The organism is Bacteroides caecicola, from assembly GCF_023337095.1.
Lineage (GTDB): Bacteria > Bacteroidota > Bacteroidia > Bacteroidales > Bacteroidaceae > Phocaeicola > Phocaeicola gallinarum.
Map to the genome: position 1 here is coordinate 258,954 of NZ_JAMBLM010000002.1, position 23,152 is coordinate 282,105.

General features: G+C 46.7%; 11 protein-coding genes and 1 pseudogene. 1 reads left to right on the top strand and 11 read right to left on the bottom strand.

The window, feature by feature from the left end; genetic code table 11:
• Positions 1 to 168: 168 nt before the first annotated feature.
• From M3085_RS02820 to M3085_RS02870, 11 genes and pseudogenes are all read right to left on the bottom strand, one after another.
• A pseudogene (locus M3085_RS02820) lies at positions 169 to 3,875 on the bottom strand (TIM-barrel domain-containing protein); the annotation flags it as partial.
• Positions 3,876 to 4,053: 178 nt separating this feature from the next.
• Complete coding sequence (locus tag M3085_RS02825) at positions 4,054 to 8,106, bottom strand: glycoside hydrolase family 2 TIM barrel-domain containing protein (RefSeq protein WP_410554086.1); 4,053 nt, start codon at positions 8,104 to 8,106, stop codon at positions 4,054 to 4,056.
• A 385-nt stretch (positions 8,107 to 8,491) separates the two neighbouring features.
• On the bottom strand, positions 8,492 to 9,517 hold the full coding sequence (locus M3085_RS02830; protein WP_249052275.1) for a S41 family peptidase: 1,026 nt from the start codon (positions 9,515 to 9,517) through the stop codon (positions 8,492 to 8,494).
• A gap of 8 nt (positions 9,518 to 9,525) precedes the next feature.
• Positions 9,526 to 10,374, bottom strand: coding sequence for a DUF3316 domain-containing protein (locus M3085_RS02835; protein ID WP_204500139.1), 849 nt, complete (start codon positions 10,372 to 10,374; stop codon positions 9,526 to 9,528).
• Between the two features lie 5 nt (positions 10,375 to 10,379).
• Complete coding sequence (locus tag M3085_RS02840; RefSeq protein ID WP_249052233.1) at positions 10,380 to 13,019, bottom strand: DNA gyrase/topoisomerase IV subunit A; 2,640 nt, start codon at positions 13,017 to 13,019, stop codon at positions 10,380 to 10,382.
• A 140-nt stretch (positions 13,020 to 13,159) separates the two neighbouring features.
• Positions 13,160 to 14,329, bottom strand: coding sequence for a TolC family protein (locus M3085_RS02845; RefSeq protein ID WP_249052234.1), 1,170 nt, complete (start codon positions 14,327 to 14,329; stop codon positions 13,160 to 13,162).
• 3 nt (positions 14,330 to 14,332) lie between these two features.
• A complete protein-coding gene (locus tag M3085_RS02850; protein WP_249052235.1) occupies positions 14,333 to 17,428 on the bottom strand; it encodes an efflux RND transporter permease subunit in 3,096 nt (1,031 codons plus the stop codon).
• Between the two features lie 245 nt (positions 17,429 to 17,673).
• Positions 17,674 to 18,813 (bottom strand): efflux RND transporter periplasmic adaptor subunit, encoded by a 1,140-nt coding sequence (locus M3085_RS02855; RefSeq protein ID WP_178256398.1) that lies wholly within the window; start codon positions 18,811 to 18,813, stop codon positions 17,674 to 17,676.
• Positions 18,814 to 18,920: 107 nt separating this feature from the next.
• Positions 18,921 to 19,334: a DUF6769 family protein gene (locus tag M3085_RS02860; RefSeq protein ID WP_178256088.1), complete on the bottom strand. Its 414-nt coding sequence runs from the start codon at positions 19,332 to 19,334 to the stop codon at positions 18,921 to 18,923.
• 23 nt (positions 19,335 to 19,357) lie between these two features.
• On the bottom strand, positions 19,358 to 20,035 hold the full coding sequence (locus M3085_RS02865; protein WP_249052236.1) for an FKBP-type peptidyl-prolyl cis-trans isomerase: 678 nt from the start codon (positions 20,033 to 20,035) through the stop codon (positions 19,358 to 19,360).
• A gap of 14 nt (positions 20,036 to 20,049) precedes the next feature.
• Complete coding sequence (locus M3085_RS02870; protein ID WP_178256086.1) at positions 20,050 to 21,591, bottom strand: glycine--tRNA ligase; 1,542 nt, start codon at positions 21,589 to 21,591, stop codon at positions 20,050 to 20,052.
• Between the two features lie 172 nt (positions 21,592 to 21,763).
• Here M3085_RS02870 and M3085_RS02875 point away from each other — a divergent pair, with 172 nt between their 5' ends.
• Positions 21,764 to 23,125, top strand: coding sequence for an MATE family efflux transporter (locus M3085_RS02875; protein ID WP_191710359.1), 1,362 nt, complete (start codon positions 21,764 to 21,766; stop codon positions 23,123 to 23,125).
• The last annotated feature ends 27 nt before the right edge of the window (positions 23,126 to 23,152 follow it).

Genomic DNA, 23,152 nt, shown 5'->3' on the forward strand with positions numbered 1-23,152 from the left:
AAAATTTTACAGCTACTTTTCAAATTTCAACAGCATAGAAGGAACTGTTTTCAGGACTTCATGCCGGCAAAGGCTATCAAAGACAGCTTCTTTTATACGAAAATAGCATGTGGAACAACAACGGACTGTTATTCACACATGCTATTTTCTTATCACGCCGGATGGCTATCAGAACTTGACTGTATTCAGATTCTTGTCGACCAGCATACCGTCAAGCACTTTCAGGTCAATCTTTTGTTTACGTTTCGCCTTGAACTTGATGGTCATCAGTTCTGCATCTCCTTCCAGATATGGCTTTTCTCCGATGTTTACAAAAGTAGGATACAGTGCCTTCGTACCGTTGGTATGCAGACGGTCGTTCGTCAGATTACGCATCTCTTTCATGCCGGCTGCCTCTGTTTCCACATATTCCAGTGCCTGCGGATCGTAAGGCAGTGCGAAGCTCAGGGCATTGACCGAACACATGCCTTTACCCGAAACCCGGATTTCCACAGTTTCGCCTTCATTATACGTCTTCTTTGACGGGGTAATCGAGATTTCGCCAGCCACTAACGGCACTTGACGGCTGCTGACTCCCGACTCCAAACGGGTAGCCACCGCCGAAATGTCGTAAGCGTCAATCAGACCGTTGTCATTCAAGTCTCCCATACTGATGTAACCTTCAAAATCAGAATCTCCCCTACGCAAACCGGTATAGTTCATATAAGAGGTCAAATCGTTTTCGTCCACCAATTTGTCTTGGTTGATATCGCCCGGAATGTAGCTTTCTGAGCCGGGAACTTTAAACACATACAGTTCACGACCTGAACCATACTTGCCCGTAGCAGCCGTAACAGACAGCTTAATGTAACGCGCAGTAGGATGATTTTCGAATACGAAAGTCTTCACGTCACTACCCTTCCAGTCGAAAGCGCCGGCTTCATGCCAATTTGATTTATCCATACTGTAATATACCGTACCTTTGCCCAACGTACCGTTTCCGGCATCCAGACGAGGCAGGTATTGGAATTTATCAAGCTGGTTCACGCTGTTCAGGTCAATAATCAAGTCGAACGGAACAGCTTCTTCGCTCCACTTCGTATGCCATGAATCTCCCTCATCGAAGTTGAATAGCCTATTCACACCCTGACCTCCCTGATTCGGGCAACTGGTTTCTCCCTTGATGCCACGGATAGCAAATTCGAGCGGGTCTGATTTCGTAGTAGCCGTCACACTTGCCCATTCGGACACACCCGAAGCATTTACGGCACGTACCTTGAACATGCAAGTTGTTTCGGGGCGCAAATCTTCAAACAGGAGCTGCGTATCGCGGATGGTACTGTACAACATACCCTTGTACTCAATTTCATAATAATCAGCATTGTTTACTTTCTTCCATGAAGGCGTCAGCGCATAAGCCCCCGTATTCTCCTCCGTCACCTCAGCTTCAGGAGTGGTCAGCGCACCTTGACTTACCAACAACTTTTCAGCGGGTGCAAACACATAGCCTTTCATCTCAAGCTGAATGCCATTTTGGGTTACATCTGTTTCTCCTAACTTCACATGCACTACCGGATTCTTGATTACATGCAGACGAGCCTGTTCACTGCCCGGTGTGGCAAAACGGTTCAGTTCCGGAGACGGTTCATAATAATATACATCCGTTCCTTGCTGCAATTCATCCAAAGAAGCCACCGGCGTAAGTTTCACTTTCTTTCCGCCCACACGTGCCGTCAGTTTCTTCGGCTGTGCAGTTACATTGATACGGAAGTAAGTGCTTTTATGAGTTTCCATTCCAGCAAAAGAACCTTGAACCGGTTCGACATACACATTCAAATCGGCTCCTTCTACCACCGAACGGATACGAGTAGTAGCGTATTGTCCCGAACGATAAGCCTCAGAAACTCCGTCGTCGTCATATTCAGTGAACTCCGTATTTCCGCCGGGATAAAGCTCATATACACGCAAGTGTTTATCCATCTGGCCGACATTGTTATGAGCCGTAGTCATTGGCAGGATGGCTCCCTGCTTAACAAACAAAGGAAGTTTCCATAAAGGAGCTTCAAAATTATTGAGAATCCGTCCGCCCTGATACAAGTCGCCGGTGAAATAATCTATCCAGTTACCTTCGGGCAGATAAATACCGTTACGCACATCGTTGCCCTCCTTATCTGCCTGCGTACTCTGATAGATGGGAGCAACTAACACATAAGGTCCGTAAAGGAACTGATAGCGGGTAGCCGTCCCCAGCGTGTAATCGTTCGGATAATCAAGGAACATGGCACGAATCATCGGTTTTCCGTCTATTGCTTCACGGGCTATGCTGTACGTATAAGGCATGAACTCTGATTTCATTTTCAGATACCAGCGGTTGATGGAAGTAGCCGGTTCGCCCAACGCCTGCGGATATTTCGGATTAGCTCCCCACCCATCCATGTTCAGTTGCATCGGTGTAAAAGTTTTCCATTGGAAATCGCGGACATTGACCGGAACGTTCTTTCCGCCAAAAATACCGTCCATGTCCGAAGTAATATTGGGCTGTCCCGACAAGCCCGAACCGATATACGTCGGGATATGGAAACGAATGTACTCCCATTCTCCTCCGGTCTGGTCGCCCGACCATATACCTGCATAACGCTGAGTACCTGCCCATCCGTCCAGCGAGATGATAAACGGACGTGCATTATTGCCGAAATAAGGCATAATCTGTCCTACATCTGCCACTCCGTTCAGCCCGAATGAATAACCGGCTCCTACCCAAGCCACATCGGTTTTCAGCACACGCACACCTGCATCGCGTACTTCCTTAACAATATCGCGTTGGAGCAAAGGTTCAATTCCTTCTTTGGGATGTAAGTCTGACTGCGTCCACAATCCGATTTCCACCCCTTTCGCACGGGCATAGTCACCCAGTTCTTTCAAGTTCTGTATGTTACCATCCAGTGTAGAGGTCTGTCCGTATCCGGCACCATAACCGTCATTAGGCAGAATCCATCCCAACGGCATATCGGCTGCGTTATAACGGTCAATTACCGCACGGGCTGAGAACTGGTAGTTATTCTTCTCTCCATTCAGTGACTCTTTGATTCCGCCATTGTCTTTCTGGCTCTCTTTATACTTCTTTCCATCCTCAAAAAGAATCCCCTTTTCGTCTTCTTTCCAATAGTCACGGTTATAGGCATTCAAATGTCCCTCATAAAAACCAAACTTAGGCAAGAGTACCGGATTGCCGGTCAGCTGATAAAAGTCGTTCAACAAAGCTACCGGTTCCTCATTTACCATGAAGAAGACATCCAAGTAATTTTCTTCATGAGACAATTTAACCACTCCTTTATCGGTTGCTCCAAAATCATAAAGTCCGGGACGGAACGTGTACCACATTACGCCATAGCCTTCGGTAGACCAATAAAAAGGAGTAGGAGAAGCCACTCCTCCATCAGTCCACTGGTTTGTATTAACGATACGAATGCTTTTCCCCTTGTGAGAAAAGCGTCCGTTCTGTACGCCACCGCCATAAAAATACTCATTGTCATGTTCTTTCAGTGACATACATACTTGTTTCTCCATAAAGTCAACCGGACGTACTGATTCCACTACAACTTTTTGGCGGATTTTATCCGTAATCTTAAACAAAGATCCAACTCAACTTGGATTCTGGCAGTAGAAACGGTAATCACTCCGTCTTTATCCGTCAGTGACAATTCTCCTACCTCTTTTCGGGGACGGTCTACCAAAATCCGGGCTTCAGGAGAAGCCTGTGGGTCACGTACAATACCTCCCATATTATCTTGGAACATCCGGAAAATATTCTCACCGTAAAAGTCAAGAGTCATTCGCTGGTGATTGGAAAAGACCACTTCCACCGCTGACGGATTCAAAACACTGGCACTGCTGATGGTTACCTCGGTCTACCGGGCAGCCCATACGGGAGTAGATGTAGTAAGCAAGCCTCCAAGTAGACACAGAGACAAAACAGAATAATACTTTAGTTTCATAGTATTTAATGATTGATTGTTTTAAAACATAGCGACCTTAGCATAAACACTAAGGTCGCACAAAAATATAATTATTTTTTTAATCGGCAATAACTGTAAACTCTGCACCTCCCGCAAAGTCTGCACCATTTTGTGAATTCAAGCCGATGAAGCGGATATAACGGGCTTTTACCGGATCAGGCAGCATCACTCGTTTTGCCTGAATGCCTTGAGCGAAGGTGCCTTGTGCGGCATCTGTCCAAGTCTTTCCATCCATACTTACTTGCAACTTATAATCCTTAATCACGCCATTCATCCCCCCATCCTGACGAGGAAGATATACAAACCCTTTGATTTCCTTTGCTTCACCGGCATCAAAATCAACCCAGTGCGGATACTTTGCTACGGTAACCGAATACATCGTATGCCACATTGTATTACTATCTCCATCTATCAGGTGAGAAGCATCGCCTTCTCCTACTTCCTGACTCGACGCATGAATAACCGTTAAAGGAATATTCTCTATCCGGTTAAAGCTCTCGGTGACGGATATCTTGGGATTATCGACATAAAAGGCTGTTACCGTTCCTCCTTCACGCAAGTTGAATGGAGCTGTATATAATGTAGCCTTTTTAGAATGATTCAACGAATACATTATTTTACCCTCCTTCTTGCCACAGTCAATGGAAACCATCCCGTTTTTATTACGTGAGACCAATAAGGGAGCATCTCCTGATACAGACACTTGGGCATTCCGGACAAAAGATGAATTGCTTACCGGACGAATCAAAAAGTTTATAAAACGGTTTCCTGCCTTAACGCAGTCTTCCTCCAACGGTCCGCCTTGTCCGCAACTATTTCCTCCCAGTCCGGTAACAGCTGCATCCAAATGCAGATGTGTTCCCGTAGACGCGGGTAACTGATAAGGATGAGGTGCCAAAGTCATCTCCATGGCAGACCACGGAAGAGCAGACGCCGACAACACAGAATCTGCAATAAACTCAATTCCGTTACCCTGTTTGTCTGTCAGCGCACACCAACGGACTGATTCTCTATTTCCCATGCTTTGTGGTTTGGGGAAGTTTACAAACAAGTCGCTAACCTTGCTTTGATATTGTTCTATAAAATATCCCGAACAACGGTCTGCATAGTTATTCCACGGTCCACGTCCATAATAAGTATATTGTTCAAACTCGGATGGAATCTGCATGGAATATCCGATACGAGCCAATACCATTTCAGGGTCGTTAGATGTTACACCCGACTGCAAACCGATTGAGCCATCAGGATATACAGTCCATATCTGGTTGCTGGTAAATTTAAAGTCATCTTCACCAAAAGGAGTTTCCGAAAGCTCTTTCACCTTATATCTCCCCGATACTCCACCTTCCAGCACGGCAGGATTGGGAGCTTGAGACACTACCGTATACATCAGTTTGATTACATTTTCCTCATGCTCTTTCGTTGAAATGCGAGTATATCCGGTAACACGGTGTTTCAAGTTATGCAATCCTTTTTCAAACCAACGGCGATATGCCCAGTTATCATTGTCTACGGGAGCTCGCCATGTATCCAATTCAGGTCCTTCTCCGTCACGGATAACCTTCTTTCCCCCATACTCCAAACTATAAATTGTACCTGTATGATTATCAAACTTCACACAGAATCCTTTTCCGGATACGGTGGTAAAATCGGCATTTTCCACTACCTCAGGCTTCGTCATAGAAGCAGTAAGCGATGCCAGCGAAGGCTTATCCCCAGCCTCTTTCAGCAATAACTGTTCTTCCATCTGAACATAACCGGCTTTTGCCCACGGCATGTCTTTCTTCAGCAGGAACTGTACTTTCACAAAATATTCGCTTTCGTCTTTCAGCTCCGTATATTTATAAGGTATCGTATAAACAGCTTTTTCGCGCGGCTTCACAATTTCAGCAGAAGCGGGAATCATGTCGCCTTCTTGTATCTTTTCACCATCTTTATAAAGCGACCAGACAAACCTGTAATCAGAAAGTGGAATGAAATAGTTCTTATTAAACACCTCCACTCTCCCCTGCTTCATGTCCAAAGGTTTTACGCTTACATTCTGATATACCTTTTTCACTTCATAAAATTCGGGTTTAGGAGAATGGTCGGGCAGCAAAATACCATTCATACAAAACATTCCGCTGTTGGGCTTATCTCCGAAATCGCCTCCATAAGCCCAAAAACGGTCGCCTGTATGAGGGTCATAATAATTCAACGCCTGATCTACCCAGTCCCAAATAGCAGCTCCGCAGAAGAAGTTGGTCGACTCAATGGCATCCCAGTAATCTTTCAGATTTCCTCCGGCATTTCCCATAGAATGGGCGTATTCCGACACATGGAAAGGATATTTGATGTCATACTTCCCTTTCACCGCTTCCCGCATCCATGCAATAGAAGGATATTGGTTCGAACCCATATCCACAATATCATTATTGCGCTCATACTGAACCGGACGAGAAGCGTCAAACGCATGTAGCGCATTATAGGCAGACACAAAGTTCTTACCCGGCCCGGCTTCATTTCCCAAAGACCATATTACAACGGAGGGATGATTTACGTGGGCATGTGCCAATTCCATAACCCGGGCTACATGGGCTGCTTCAAATTCAGGCACGTGCGACAAAGAAGCGGCTCCATAATAATATTCATGACTTTCCAGATTAGCCTCATCTTCCAGATAGATGCCATACTTATCGCACAAGTAATACCAGTAAGGGTCACAGGAATAATGCGAGTTCCGCACGTGATTGATATTGCCACGCTTCATGAGCATAATCTCATCTTCCATCTGGCTATGGGAAATGGCATTCCCGCTCTCCGGATTGATTTCCTGCCGGTTCACTCCTTTCAGCTTTACGGGTTTTCCGTTTATGTAATAATAACGTCCGGCCATCCCGAATTCATCCTGCGATGCCGGAGTATCTTTGATTTCAACCTTACAGAAGCCTAAAGCGGTAGAAAATGTTTCTGCCACACGCCCTTTACGGTCTTTTAATTGGCCTACCAATGTATAGCGGTAAGGCATTTCAGCAGACCACTTCCGAGGTGACTTGACCTGCATAACCGTCCGCACGGTCATGCTTTCCCCGCCTGATAATTCCGCAACCTCTACATCACTCACTTTTCCTTCTGATACCAACTCTGTTTCATCTGAATAAAGTTTGTTGGCATACAGCAAATAAGACAATGTATATCCTTTCATCTTCTTATCATCCAGATTGCGAATGTCTGCTTCTATCTCAAGACTCCCGTTGGTATAGTCTTTATCCAAATCAGGACGTACACGGAAATCGCGCACTTGCGCTTTCGACGTAGATGTCAATGACACCGAACGGAAAATTCCCGGCAACCGGAACATATCTTGTGCTTCCAGAAAAGAGCCATCCGAATTTCGATAAACCTCTACCGCCACGATGTTTTCGCCTTTCCGGTTCAGATAAGGAGTAATGCAAAACGATGAGGTATTTCTTGAGTTTTTTGAAAAGCCGACGTAATGTCCGTTAACCCATAAATAGAAGAAAGATGATACTCCGTCAAAATTCAGATAAACTTCCCGATTCTCCCATGCGGCAGGAACCTCAAAACTGCGGCGATAAGCCCCTACTTCATTACGGTGTTTGTAAGTAACCCAATCCTGAGGGGGAGTACGCATCACGCCTCCCTTCCAGTCGCCGACAGCCACTTTATGCTGAAAAATAACCGGTTGATTCGCATAAATAGGTACGCCATATTTCAATGAGCCGTCTTTCTGTATCCCTGCAACGTTCCACTGCATCGGCACCGTCACGTCGTCCCATGCCGATACGTCGAACGAAGGTTTATAAAAATCAGCCGACCGTTCTTCAGGATTACCTACCCAATAAAACTTCCAAGTTCCATCAAGCGACAGATAGAAATCACTGAACTGAGGCAACAGCCTGCGCGCACGCTCTACGTCGGAAAACGTAAAGAACCACGTATGAGGCTGCTCTTTGTTAAGTGACAGTTTCGTAGGTTGTTCCCATTCATTACCTGCGGGCGCAAGTTCTTTGCCATAGGCAAATCCGTCTAACAAAGGCTGTTGCGCACTCAAACCCATACTTCCACATAGTAGTAAAGCTCCAAAGATGTACTTTCTTGCATTCTTCATAAATCAGATTCAAAAAATTTAAACTTTTTGTATATTAACGTCAGTTATAATCAAAGCTACTCATTCCGCCCTTTCTTTTCAGAAAGCCCAACTTACGTACCTCCTACATTCCACTGTAACAAACAGACAATGAGATTATTAGCACATGAAGCAAATCCTCTTCCGCATATTCCGGAAAATACGACCGTTAGCATCGCTCATCCCAAGCGGAAGAGTCAACCGTTTCTACCCATAAGACTGGTCTGCACTACGGGTAGTGTTTTTTTAAACTCCGGATAGAGTCAGAACAAGTTCAATACAGATTAAAATAGTTTGACACTTTAAATCAATTCTGCCACGAGAGATATTTGCAGTAATAAGTCCTATCCACCATCCGGCAATCAAATCAATTCGTACTGCCCTTTAAAATCCTGCACGCTGTTTCTATCATCGTATCTTTCCCCTGACTGATGTCTTCGCTGGTCATGTCTACCTTCACATCGGGGTCGATGCCAAACTCCAGTTGTTCCATTTCCGGATCGAACATCGGACTTGCTGAAAAGCGGATAGACCATCCGTTGGGTATTTCGGAACTAAAAGGCAAGCCGGAACCTCCTCCCGTTTTGTCGCCAACCACGGTTACGTTGGGGAATTGTTTCATCGAGTTAACAAAATCGTTTGTTGCACTAAACGAACGTCGGTTCGTCAGCACCACTGCCTTTTTCTGCCAGCGTATGCCTGTCGACGGCTCGACATACACCGCTTTGGGAGAAGAAAAATCGTTGTGTCCCGGTCCGGTTTTATGGCACATATATCCTACCAGTACCTTTTCATTTGTAAACCGCGCGGCAAGTTTCTGAGCCGTTGTCAGATTGCCGCCCCCGTTATTCCGCACATCGATAATCAAGCCATCGCATATCGCCAACTTATCTAACGTTTCATTCAGGTTTCCATCTCCGATGCCGTCTGAAAAACTGGAGCAATATACATACCCGATGTTATTTTCAAGAATCTGGTATGTCAATCCCGACGAATTGATATAATCCTTTTCCAAATAGTTACTCTGAATACTGTCGCTGAAATTACGCGGGTAGGCATCGAACCATTCGCGGTACTGCGAGGTAGCCTGTGCGCTGCTCAGATTCACATGTCCGTCGCGCAGCTCGTTCACCATTTCAGACAATACCTCGAACAAGGCTTCCGAGCCCATTGACGAAGTGATACGTTTGGCATAACGCTCGTGTACCTCGTCCCAATCCAACCCGTACTCCTGATTCTTGTACTCAAGGAAACAATACTGCTCGTCGATGATTTTCCAAAGTGCTTCAAAATTATCTTCCGGCGAATTACCCGAAATATCCTCACGAATACACGAAAGCGTCAGTCCCGACAACAAAACAACAAGGAGGAAATGATATACCGAATGCTTCATATTCATAATCAATAAGGAGTAACGTTATTAGGCATACTGAGTTTGTTTTTCCCTTTCAGGATGTAGAAGTTCCGTACAAAACCTATCATGAAATTATGGGAATAAACGTGGGTTTTCAGGTTATTGACTTTTGCCTGCTGGATATCGCAAACATAGCCTATGCGCATTTTTATCCGGTTAATCGGGAAATCGAGTGTCAGCATCTGGCGAAGCGAGGGGTTGTTATGCAACGAGGTAAAGCGAACATTCTTTCCTCCATTTCCCAACGAAAAGATTTCGTAATAAGACTCTCCGTATTCGGGCGAGAACATAGCTCCCGCCAGCGGCAAGTTTGCCTGATAGCGCAAAATAAAAGGATAGCGCTTGATTCGGAATTTATAGATAAGCATCCCCGACGCTGCAAGACTGCCGTATGCTTTGGCTTGAGCCGGATTATTGGAATTCCGCTCGTTATAGATACATCCTCCGTTCAGGTCGAGCATCGGGCCGGCAAGAATCTTCAACTGTTCATTGATACGGAACTGATAGTGCAAGGCGTAATTCCAGTTTATAATGCCCGAATACATGCGTGCCGTTTGTGCCGGATTTTTCGTATATGAAAAATTAACTTGCAACAGGTTTTGGGCAGAGACATTGCCCCCCAACAGTTTGGTCATTCGCATGTTTTCGTACATTAGCCGTACTTCAGGCCCTTCGTACTCCAACGGCGAGAGGTAAGTATCCAACACGTTTGCGTGTCCTGCCCCGAACAGAAAAGAACGCATCACGTAACGGGTAGCATACAAACTGTCTTCCTGTGCTCCTAAACCTGCACACGCAAGCAATGCAAACCAAAGAGTCAGTAATCGCTTTTTCATGGATTCTAAAATAATTTCATTTGTCCGTTTTCTTCTTCCGCCGATTCGGTCTGTTCAGTCCCCTCGTCCGGCTGCAGGTCGTCTTCCGGCTCCGGTTCAGGCACCCGGGTTGGTTCCAGCTCTTCGATGCGGTCTACAGCATACGTGGTGAGACGTTTTCCTTTTGCTTTGAAACTCTTTATTCCCACAAAATCGCTCGCTTCTATCACCAGAGTTTCGCGGAAACTGTCGTGTCCGCCAAAGACTACTTGGATACGCGGATACACCTGACAAGTCAGCAATACCAGCTTATTCTGCTTATTTTCGCCTAAATAGTTCTGACGTTTCGATACGGCATCGAATGTAAACCGCTTCAGATACGGGTAATTCTGCTGGTCGGCATCGTAAAGCACAGCCGTCCAAACCTTTTCCTGATCAAATTTTTCTATTGCCAAGATATCGGCGTCATAATGGTTATTTAAGTCGAAATTGGTAGTATAGAAGTCTCCGTTTTTAAGGATAACCAAAATACTGTCTTCGCTCTGAAACTCTCCGAGGTATGCCCCCCGGCCATCGTAGTTCAGGCGCAACACATCGTGGTCGAACCAAACTTTGCGTCCTCCCAAAGTAGAGCCTCCACGCTGTTTCAGCGTAATCTTATGAACCTCGCATTTGGTCAACAGATTTCCCATCGACTGACGACCTTTGATGTTTATCGTACTGAAATCTTTCTCGAAAATAAGTTTCTTGATACGCGGATTCGGACGTAATGTTACCTTAATAACCTCTGCCTCTCCATTGGGATTTGCCGTAAAATAAACAATCTTCGAGCCCGGAGTACCCTGAGTTACATCGTATTCACGGTCACGAATCATCGAGGTTACATTAAATCGCTTGATGTAATGGAAACCTTCCTTCCCATCCCGATAAATTACATTATAAATCGTACGCTTATCGTTTTTCTTAAAGATATTGACATAAAGGATATTCTTACCGACAAACAGCTTATCGGAAATGCGCACGATTTTGTATTTTCCGTCTTTATAGAAGATAATCACATCGTCAATGTCGGAACAGTTACAAACAAACTCGTCTTTCTTCAGTCCCGTCCCGATAAAGCCTTCCTCGCGGTTGATATACAGCTTTTCATTGGCTTCCGCCACTTTGGTTGCCACTATCGTATCAAAGTTACGTATTTCCGTGCGTCGCGGATAATTCTTCCCGTATTTTTCTTTCAGACGTAAGTACCAGTCTACCGTATACTCCGTGATATGCGACAAATGATTATCTATCTCTTCTATCTCTGCTTTCAGCCGGGCAATAGCCTCATCCGCTTTGTCTTTATTAAACTTCAGGATGCGCGCCATCTTTATTTCCATCAACTTCAGGATGTCTTCTTTCGTAACTTCGCGTACGAATTGAGGATAAAAAGGCGTCAACCGTTCGTCAATATGTTCACAAGCGGCATCCATAGTCTCTGCCTGTTCAAACTGTTTATCTTTATAAATACGTTCTTCTATGAATATCTTTTCCAGCGAAGCAAAATGCAGGGTTTCCAACGTTTCGTTACGCTGAATCTCAAGTTCCTTACGCAGCAAGCCAAGCGTATTGTCGACCGACTTACGCAACACATCACTTACCGAGAGAAAATGAGGTTTCTTTTCGTCAATGACGCAACAGTTCGGGGAAATGTTTACTTCGCAATCAGTGAAAGCATACAACGCATCCAGCGTTTTGTCAGAAGAAGTACCCGGCGCCAAATGAACCAATATTTCTACTTTATCCGCCGTATTGTCATCTACCTTACGTACTTTGATTTTGCCTTTTTCTACAGCTTTCAATATCGAATCGATGAGCGAAGATGTCGTTTTACCGTAAGGAATTTCGCTGATACAAAGAGTTTTGTTATCAATTTTCGATATCTTGGCACGCACACGCACCACACCTCCACGCTCTCCGTCGTTATAACGGGATACGTCGATGGCACCTCCTGTAAGGAAGTCGGGGTACAGATGAAACTCCTCACCGTGCAGATAAGAAACTGCGGCATCACACAGTTCGTTGAAATTATGGGGAAGAATTTTCGACGACAAACCTACGGCGATACCTTCTACACCCTGAGCGAGCAAAAGCGGGAACTTGACGGGAAGCGTAACCGGTTCGCGGTTTCGTCCGTCATACGAGGCTTGCCATTCGGTTGTCTTAGGATTGAATACCACATCGAGCGCAAACTTCGAGAGGCGGGCTTCGATGTAACGGGGAGCAGCCGCACTGTCGCCCGTGAGGATATTCCCCCAGTTTCCCTGACAGTCGATAAGCAAATCTTTCTGTCCCAACTGCACCAGTGCGTCGCCTATGGAAGCATCGCCGTGAGGATGAAACTGCATCGTATGCCCCACGATATTCGCCACTTTATTATAACGTCCGTCATCCAGCCGTTTCATCGAATGGAGAATACGCCGCTGCACAGGTTTCAGTCCATCGTTGATATGAGGTACAGCACGCTCCAATATCACATAAGAGGCATAATCGAGAAACCAATTCTGATACATGCCACTTAGCTGATATTTTACCGCCTCATCTGTCGGGGAAGCCGGTTTATAACTTGAATGTTCTTCTTTTTCAGGAGTATTTGTTGATTCTTTATCCAATGTATCTTCGCTCATAATCGTATGCTAACATGCGCAAAGATACAGAGAAAAAACGAGAGGAAAAACAAGGCAGAGCGATTGCTTTCATATTTTTAAGAAAGAAACAAAGGCACACACCCTTGTTCCTTTGCCGGGTGTATGCCTGAGTAACCGATTTATAAACGATTTTCGTAAATCGAAGCCATCAGTTTCTGATACTGATTTTCAAGTGCTATGTAGGCTTGCAGGTTTTTATATACATTTTCCGCCTCCACGTAGAAGTCGATAACAGACAGTTGTCCTGCTTTTACGGCATCGTTAAGCAAGCGCAAGGTTTTGTGCATCAGGGTTACATCGTAGGCTTGCATGGCTTCGCGAAGCTGCTGCATCTCATTAAAGCGGCTTTGCACTTGGGCTTCGGTCTGCAAACGAGCATCATCCAACTGTAATTGGGCACTAAGTGCCTGAGCGCGGGCTATCTTTGTTTTCTTCCGGTTGGAAAACAACGGCAGACTTCCTCCTACAAGGAAACCGTTGCTTTTTTCTCCGACACTCGTATTACGCCGGTACCCCACTTCAATCTTGGGAAGCCAGCTTTGCTTGTTTACGTTCACCTCTTTTGTGGCGGCTCGTACAGCTGCATCGGCTTCCAACAGTCCGGCGTTGGTAGTCATCACTTCGTTATATAAAGTATTATAATCATTAATCGGCTCTACTTGCGGATAGGTATCTGCCGAAAATTCCAGCGGAAGATTTCCGTTCATGGCAAGCAGTTGCTGAAGCGCCGTGCGGTGAGCCGCATTGTTTTGAGCCACTTCCGTTTGGATGCTCATCTGCTCCATCTTGATTTTATTGACTTCCAAGATACCGGCGTCGCCTTTCTCAAAACGTTCTTCAAAGAGTTTCAGCAGTTCGTCGGAATTTCGTTTACGCTCCGTAAGCAAGGCATTCTCTTGATTCAGCCGAATCAGGTCGAGGCAGAGGTTCTTTGCCGTAAGCAATACTTCGCGACGGGAGACTTGCTGTTGATGTTCCAATACTTCTTGCTGCAACTTGCCCGACTGCCGGCGTGCGGCGTAAAGAGTCGGAAAGTCGAAGCCTTGCGTTACTACCAGTTCCGAACTTGCCATGCCGTCTACGCCTTTTGCGAAAAACGGACTGTATTCTACCGATGGGTCTTCTAAGTTATTTCGGGTTTGTATCTCCATTTTGCCGGCTTGGGTAGCCTGCCGTTGCGCCTGCAAGGTCTTGTTGTTTTCCTCGATGCTGCGCAACACGTCATCAATAGTCTGCGCCTGCGATACGACAGCAAACGCCAGACAGAGGGTTGTCAGTATGGTTTTCATAAATCACTTATCGTTTTGTTTACGGTTCATCAATTCGTATACTATCGGCACTATAAAGGCGTTAAGGAAAGTAGAGGTAAGCAATCCGCCTAAGATTACTTTTGCCATCGGACTTTGGATTTCGTTTCCGGGCAATCCTCCGCGAAGAGCAAGCGGGATAAGTGCCAATGCCGACGACAGGGCAGTCATGAGGATGGGGTTCAAACGGTCGAGCGAACCATGAACAATACATTCCCGAATGCCCATACCCTGCTCTTCACGTAACAGATTGTAATGACTTATCAGCAACATGCCGTTTCGGGTAGCTATACCGAAAAGCGAGATGAAGCCGATAATGGCAGGGATGCTCAGTTCGCCCGTTGTTACCAGCAGGGCAAACACGCCACCGATTAACGCCAGCGGCAGATTGAGCAGGATGATGCCACTTTGGGTGGCATTCTTAAACTGCATGTAAAGCAACAAAAAGATGACCACGATGCTCATCACTGAGGTTAAGAGCAACGTGCGGCTGGCTGCCTGTTCGCTTTCAAACTGACCGCCGTATTCGATGTGGTATCCTTCGGGCAACTTGATTTGCTGGTCTACGCGGGCTTGTATGTCGTTCACCACACTGCGCAAGTCGCGCCCGCTGGTGTTGGCAGAAATCACGATTTTACGTTTTACGTTTTCGCGGTTGATGGTGTTCGGTCCCATTGCCGATACCACATCCGCCACGTAGCTGAGCGGCACCTTTTGTCCTTGTGCATCGTCGATCATCAAGTCTTTTACCCGCTCCATTGTCCCGCGATAATCCTCGTCTGCCCGAACCACCAAGTTGAATGCCTTTCCCTGTTCGTAGACTTGAGAGACTACTTCGCCTGCCATATTTACTGTTACAAACTCATTGAATTGCGGCAATGAGATACCGTATTTTGCCAGCATTTCCTGACGGGGGATAATCTTCAGCTCCGGACGCTCTATCTGCTGTTCCACGTTCAGGTCGGCTATGCCTTCCACGTCGGCCACGGCATCTTTTATCTGATTGCCTATCTGGAACATCCGGTTCAGGTCATCGCCAAACAGCTTGATGGCGATGCTTGCCTGCGTACCGCTCAGCATGGCGTCGATACGGTGGCTGATGGGCTGTCCTATTTCAATGTTTGCACCCGTAAGTACCGAAAGTTTATGACGGACCTCTTCCAACAACTCGGCGTGAGAGCGGTCTTTCAGTTCGAACGGGGCTTCTATTTCAGACACATTTACTCCCAAAGCATGTTCGTCCAGCTCGGCACGTCCGGTTTTACGCGCCACGGTCTGTATTTCGGGGATAGACATCAGTATCTCTTCCGCCTGTCTGCCTATCTTGTCGGATTCTTCCAGCGATATGCCCGGCATGGAGCTTACGTTGATGGTAAACGAGCCTTCGTTGAAGGGAGGAAGGAAACTGTGCCCCAATGTAAAAAAGCAGCCTAACGCCACAAGGAAAAGAGCTACCGTACTACCTAAAACAGCTTTTTTATGTTCCAGTGCCCACAGCAAGGCACGTTCGTAATGTTTTTTCAGCCAAACGGCTACAAAGGCTTCTTTCGGCAGTCCGTCTTTTTTAGGATTTCCACCCAACAGATAACTGCACAACACGGGAGTAAGCGTCAATGCCACTACGGTTGAAGCGAACAGCGAAACGATAAAGGCTACACCCAGCGGAACCAGCATACGCCCTTCCATACCGCTCAAAAAGAACAGGGGCACGAAGCTGACGATAATAATCAGCGTAGAGTTCAATATCGGCATACGGACCTCGCGTGAGGCGTTGAACACCACATCGCGCACCGGCTTGCGTTCTGACACGGGTAGCATCCGGTTTTCGCGCAAGTGTTTCCATACATTTTCCACGTCTACGATGGCATCGTCTACCAGCGAGCCGATGGCTATCGCCATACCTCCCAAGCTCATGGTATTGATACTCATGCCCATGTAATGGAGTACGAGAATCGCCACCACCAGCGACAGCGGAAGGGTAATGAGCGAAATAATCGTCGTACGTGTATTGGCCAGAAAAAGGAAAAGGACTATTACCACAAAGATGGCACCTTCGTAAAGCGAATCTTTCACGTTGCTGATGGAGCTTTCGATGAAGCGCGACTGGCGGAACGTGTCGGTAGATATTTTCACATCTTTCGGAAGATTTTTCTGCAAGTCATTCAACGCCGCCTCCAGTTGGGCAGTCAGTTCGATGGTTCCAGTGTTAGGCTGTTTGGTTACGGTTATCAGTACGGCAGGCTTCCCTTTTTCCGAAGCCACCCCCAGCTTGGGCTGCTGCGAGCCTACCTTTACTTCGGCTACGTCTTCCAGCATCACGGGTACGCCTCCCACGGTCTTTACCACTGAGCGAGCCATGCGATCGACGTCGCTGGTCGATACCACGCCGCGCACGATGTATTCGTTTCCGTACTCGTAGATCACACCGCCGTTCGTGTTTTGGTTCATTCCGCGCGTAACTGCCATAACCTCACCCAGTGTTACGCCGTAATGCTTCATGCGGTCGGGGTGTAAACGCACCTGATATTCTTTTATGTCACCACCCAACACGGCTACTTGGGCAACACCTCCCGTAGAAAGCAGACGGGGACGAATCGTCCAATCTGCCAACGTACGAAGGTCGAGCATCGAAGTGCTGTCTGCCGTCAGTCCTACTATCAGCAATTCTCCCAAAATAGACGACTGTGGTCCCAGCGTAGGTTTTCCCACATTTTCGGGAAGACCTTCGCTTGCCGCCGCCAGCTTTTCGGAAACAATCTGACGTGCCAAGTAGATGTCTGTATCCCAATCGAACTCTACCCACACCACGGAAAAGCCTGTGGTGGATGACGAACGCACGCGGCGCACATTCGTCGCCCCGTTTACTGCGGTTTCGATAGGAAACGTAACAAGCTGCTCCACTTCCTCGGCTGCCATGCCGTTTGCTTCGGTCATCACTACCACAGTAGGAGCATTTAAATCGGGGAATACATCGACTTCGGTATGGTATGCGGTATACGTTCCGCCTATCAGCAAAAGCACCGAAGCCACCAAAATCAGCAAACGATTTTGTAACGAGAAATGTATAATTTTATTAAGCATTTGATGTGAGTTTTTTAGTTACAGGTTTACCAGCTATTTATCAACGCATTACGAGATAAAAGCCGTATAAATCCGGAACTTGTCATCAATCGGTTTCGGTCTTTTCCGGGGCTTGAAAAATTCTATTCGAAAGACGATCCAACTCTCCGAATAGAACCGGACGGTTTATCCGCATGAAACAAGTAACACAAGCCGAAGCGTTTTTCCGCCTTCCGAAAAACGAACCGCACCGTTAAGACAAGTTCTTAATGATTATGTGTATGTCCCGGAATGGCTGTCGAAGCCGAAGCTAATTTGACATGGATAGCTCCCTGCGTTACAACCTTTTCGCCTCCTTTCAGTCCGGATAAGATTTCCACCCGCTTGCCGTCGTTTGCCCCTACGGTTACTTCCTGCTTGCGGTAACACTCCTCGTCAATCTGGCAATAGATGAAGTACAGACCTTGTTCTTCGGTGAGTGCCGACACGGGGACGCTGAGCACGTTCTGCCTCTCGGATGCCAGCAGATACACCTCGACAAACGAACCGGGTATCACATCGCCACGGTTGTCGAACTCGAAGGTTACGGGAACGTAATACGACGTGCCATCCGAAGACTTTCCGAACGAGAGCAAACGTCCTTTCAGGTCGGTAAGACTGTACACTTTGTCATCGTATGGTGTCTGGAAATTGGCCGAAGCAATGTTATGCAGTCTTGAATAATAACGCTCCGACACTTCGGCACGCAGCATGAGCCGACGGGTTTGGGTAACGCTAAGCAGCGGTTGCCCTACCGTAACATAGTCGCCTTCTTTTACGAAACATGCCTTGACGTAACCTGCCATCGGCGACTTCACCGCCACGCCCTTACCTGCCTTGCTCGGCGAAAGTGCCTCGTAAGCAATGCGTGCATTCTCATAATTTTCTTTCAATACATTAAATTCTTTTTCCGACACGATACGTTCGCCGATGAGTTTTTCCGCACGTTCGTATTCTCCCTTCGCCCGTTCGTAAGCGATGCGTGCGCGCTTCACCGGGTCGCCGTCCTGCAAGTTCTCTGCCGATACGCTCAGCAGTTCCACATCCCGACCTACGGACATTCCCTCGGTAACGGTTCTCGAAAAAGAAACCACGCCTGCCGTAGCAGCTACCAGCGTATTCTCGTCTCCCTGAGCAGCCAATACCTGTCCGCTGGTGGGTATTACTTCCCGGAATGTTCCCGGAGTAACGGTTTCTACCATCACTCCCGCCGCTTTTGCTTTTTCGGGAGTCAAAATAATTTCATCGGAATGTCCGCCATGACTTTCTGCTTCATGGGCTGCTTCTTCCGCTTCGTGGTTGTGTTGTTGCGTACATGCTCCGCACAGGAACAATAACGCTGTCCCCATAAAAAGATATTTCTTCATAAGTTTGGTGTTTTAATAATGCAAAAGTATGTCTTATTTTTGGCAACCGGGTTGCAATGTGATTGCCGGAGAAAAGCAACAGTTTCTAAGACTGCAACCCTTTAAACTTATGACAATGCGGGAGGCGCACGAAGGCTCCGGACTGTAACGCAATACAATCCGTGAAGACGCTCGATATAATAAAAGACATGCTTAGCCGATACTCCGGACGACAGATAATGTTCTAACACGTCCAGTAACGGGTAAGTAAGGAAATAGAATGTATAATCGGGAGTAAAATCGAAAGGGCGATTACTCGGAGAAGAGAAAGAGAAATGAGTAACACACGTGGTTTTACACGCATGACTGTCGGTATCGCCCGGATAATGGGTTTCGTTTTCCGCTGTGAGCGGAGAAGTACAGCTCGTCAAATCTGTGTTTAAACAGAACCGTTCTTCGTGATGATGATGAGGAAATGCACCCGCTATCAGCACGACTATGCTGACTACCAACATACAGTATGTACGGAAGCGATGTTGCATTTCCTCATCAGGTTTTATTGTTTTTATTCGATTTCAGACATCAAACTTCTGTCATCCGGTCCTTCCGGATGGGTTACGCTGACTAACTTCATGTGGAAACTCAGCACGGAATATCCGCGAATATCCAGATATCCGCTGGCACCATAACCTAACTGATACGGAATGTAGATATCTACGTTATCGCCCGGCTTCATCCCCGGATAAGAACCGTCGTGAAAAGCCATCAGAGCCGTCTGCCACCCTGTTATCAATCCACTCACCAAGAATCCTCTCGGAGTATAGATTTGCGGGGTCTGCACATCGTCCCAATCGCCCTGATAGTTACTATCAAACTGTTCTCCGTTTATCAGGCTTCCCCTATAATAAGTAGTTATACTGTCGGTATACAGCGGGGCACTTCCTGCAGCAACCGGCTCGCTACGGAAATGAACATACACAGAATCGGTCATATCGAAATTATCATCAAAAACGATACCACCAGTTCCTGCCATTCCGTCGTTCCAGATTTTCCAATTCTGCACACAATACCATCTCCCGTCTGCGTTGGCACGAGCTACATCTACAATCGAATCCAAATAATGCTCATTGCGCGCCTGCCAATTAGCGTACGGATCTTCAACCTGTGTATCTTCTGCACACGAAGCAAAGCCGAACGATAATGAAACCAATACGACAATCAGCCAAAGAATGTTTTTATTCATGCGTTATTCTTTAATTATTGCAGCGTTTTCAGCAAACTTGTAATGCTTACCTTATCTGCAATGATGTTATTCAATTCAGAGATTGCCACCCGTTCCTGTTCCATCGTATCGCGGTTACGCAGCGTAACGCAATTATCTTCCAATGTCTGATGGTCGATTGTTATACAGTACGGAGTACCGATGGCATCCTGACGGCGGTAACGTTTACCGATACTGTCTTTCTCATCGTACTGGCAGTGGAAGTGGAACTTCAAGTCGTTCATGATTTCACGTGCTTTTTCGGGCAGTCCGTCTTTTTTCACCAATGGCATGACAGCCAATTTCACCGGAGCAAGGGCGGCAGGCAACTTCAAGACTACGCGAGTTTCGCCGTTTTCCAGTTTCTCTTCGCAGTATGCCGCACTCATTACGCTGAGGAACATACGGTCAACCCCGATAGAGGTTTCGATGACATACGGAGTATATGATTCGTTGATTTCCGGGTCGAAATACTTAATGCTCTTACCTGAGAACTTCTCATGCTGGCTCAAGTCGAAGTTTGTACGGCTATGGATACCTTCTACTTCCTTGAATCCGAACGGCATCAGGAATTCGATGTCGGTAGCAGCATTGGCATAGTGAGCCAGTTTTTCATGGTCATGATAACGGTAGTGGTCATCGCCGAAGCCCAATGCCTTGTGCCATTTCAGGCGGATTTCTTTCCATTTCTTAAACCAGTCGAGTTCGGTTCCGGGTTTTACGAAGAACTGCATTTCCATTTGTTCGAACTCACGCATACGGAAGATAAACTGACGCGCTACGATTTCATTACGGAATGCCTTACCGATTTGAGCGATACCGAACGGTATTTTCATACGGCCGGTCTTCTGCACGTTCAGGTAATTTACGAAAATACCCTGAGCGGTTTCCGGACGAAGATAAACTTTCATTGCGCCGTCTGCCGTAGAACCCATTTCGGTAGAGAACATCAGATTGAACTGACGTACCTCGGTCCAGTTCTTTGTGCCGGAGATAGGACAAACGATTTCTTCATCCAATATAATCTGACGCAACTCATTCAGGTCGTTGGCATTCATTGCCTTTGAGTAACGTTCATGCAATGCGTCGCGCTTAGCCTGATGCTCCAATACGCGGGCATTCGTAGAGCGGAACTGCTGTTCATCGAAAGCGTCGCCAAACTTCTTGGCTGCCTTTGCCACCTCTTTATTTATCTTTTCGTCGTACTTGGCGATTTGGTCTTCGATTAATACATCGGCACGATAACGTTTCTTCGAGTCGCGGTTATCAATCAACGGGTCATTGAAGGCGTCCACGTGTCCGGATGCTTTCCAAATAGTAGGGTGCATGAATATGGCCGAGTCGATGCCCACAATGTTTTCATGGAGCAACACCATGCTCTGCCACCAATATTGCTTGATATTGTTTTTCAGTTCCACGCCGTTCTGTCCGTAGTCGTATACAGCGCCCAGTCCATCGTATATTTCACTTGATGGAAAAACAAAACCATATTCTTTGCAGTGTGAAACTAACTTCTTAAAAACGTCTTCTTGTGCCATTGTTTATTTGTTTTTTATACCTTGTCAATTAACTTTTTGTATAGTACGGGCGCAAAGATACGTAATTATGAGGAAAAAAGAACGATAGGTGTCTTAATTTATCTTTTTTTCCTACTTTTGCATCGCTTTTCGGTACAAGCCGACGACGCTTGCTTAAAATACTACTGTGCTTATGAAACGGAAATATAAAGATAAGTATACAGAAATGACCACGGCGCCCGTTCCGCGCCTCATCGGTTCGCTTGCTATTCCTACGATTATCAGCATGTTGATTACTTCGTTCTACGTCATGGCAGACACTTATTTCGTGGGGAAAATCAATACGCAGGCAACGGCGGCAGTAGGTATTTCGTTTTCTATCATGGCGATAATTCAGGCATTCGGTTTCTTTTTCGGACACGGGTCGGGCAACTATATTTCCCGCAAGTTGGGCGCACGCGATTACCAGAGTGCCGAAAAGATGGCATCGACGGGATTCTTCTGCGCCTTCATCGTAGGAGGCATCATTACGCTGCTTGGATTGATATTCTTGAGTCCTATTTGCCGGGCGTTAGGCTCTACCGACACGATTCTGCCCTATGCCGAAACGTATTTGGGCATCATCCTGCTGGGAGCACCTTTCATGGCTTCTTCGCTGGTACTGAACAACCAGATGCGTTTTCAAGGAAATGCGGTGTATGCCATGATAGGGATTATGGTAGGCGCCGTATTGAACATCGGACTTGACCCATTGCTGATTTTTGTTTTCGATATGGGCATTGCGGGTGCGGCGTGGGCCACACTTATCAGTCAGGTATGCAGTTTCAGTATTCTGATTTACATGGACAGCCGGGGAGAAAACATCCGCATCCGTTTGCGCAATTTCACTCCGCGCCCTGCCATGCTGAAAGAAATAGTTTACGGAGGAAGTCCCTCGCTGTGCCGTCAGGGGCTGTCGAGCGTCGCCACCATCTTGCTCAATGTAGCTGCGGGGGCTTACGGCGATGCCGCCATTGCCGGTATGTCTATCGTAACCCGCGTTTGCATGTTTATCAACTCGTTTCTTATCGGTTTCGGACAAGGCTTCCAACCCGTTTGCGGCTATAACTACGGAGCAGGCATTTATCCCCGTGTGCGTCAGGGATTTTGGTTCTGCGTAAAGATTGGCGTGGTTTTTCTGACGGTATGTTCCGTCATCGGCTATATCTATGCTCCCGAAATCGTAGAGTGGTTCCGTAAGGGAGACCCTGAAGTAACAGCCGTAGGAACGCAGGCTTTGCGCTGGCAACTCATTACCCTGCCGCTGGGCACGTGGGTCATTCTTTGCAACATGTTGCTGCAAACCATCCGCCGCCCGGTACGTGCCGTATTGCTGGCTTCGGCACGTCAGGGATTGTTCTTCATTCCCGCCATTCTGATACTGCCCTGCTTCTTGGGCTTACAAGGAGTGGAAATGAGTCAGGCCGTAGCAGACTTGTGTTCGTTCCTGTTTGCTCTCCCCGTTGCCATACCGGTTTTAAACTCGCTGAAAGTGCCAAGAGAATCAACCAATTAGCAAAGGCTAAAATTCTACCCATAGCGC

Excerpts from the sequence above, each read along its gene's own strand:
- M3085_RS02825 (WP_410554086.1), bottom strand. The coding sequence starts at position 8,106 with ATGAAGAATGCAAGAAAGTACATCTTTGGAGCTTTACTACTATGTGGA.
- M3085_RS02830 (WP_249052275.1), bottom strand. The coding sequence starts at position 9,517 with ATGAAGCATTCGGTATATCATTTCCTCCTTGTTGTTTTGTTGTCGGGA.
- M3085_RS02835 (WP_204500139.1), bottom strand. The coding sequence starts at position 10,374 with ATGAAAAAGCGATTACTGACTCTTTGGTTTGCATTGCTTGCGTGTGCA.
- M3085_RS02840 (WP_249052233.1), bottom strand. The coding sequence starts at position 13,019 with ATGAGCGAAGATACATTGGATAAAGAATCAACAAATACTCCTGAAAAA.
- M3085_RS02845 (WP_249052234.1), bottom strand. The coding sequence starts at position 14,329 with ATGAAAACCATACTGACAACCCTCTGTCTGGCGTTTGCTGTCGTATCG.
- M3085_RS02850 (WP_249052235.1), bottom strand. The coding sequence starts at position 17,428 with ATGCTTAATAAAATTATACATTTCTCGTTACAAAATCGTTTGCTGATT.
- M3085_RS02855 (WP_178256398.1), bottom strand. The coding sequence starts at position 18,813 with ATGAAGAAATATCTTTTTATGGGGACAGCGTTATTGTTCCTGTGCGGA.
- M3085_RS02860 (WP_178256088.1), bottom strand. The coding sequence starts at position 19,334 with ATGCAACATCGCTTCCGTACATACTGTATGTTGGTAGTCAGCATAGTC.
- M3085_RS02865 (WP_249052236.1), bottom strand. The coding sequence starts at position 20,035 with ATGAATAAAAACATTCTTTGGCTGATTGTCGTATTGGTTTCATTATCG.
- M3085_RS02870 (WP_178256086.1), bottom strand. The coding sequence starts at position 21,591 with ATGGCACAAGAAGACGTTTTTAAGAAGTTAGTTTCACACTGCAAAGAA.
- M3085_RS02875 (WP_191710359.1), top strand. The coding sequence starts at position 21,764 with ATGAAACGGAAATATAAAGATAAGTATACAGAAATGACCACGGCGCCC.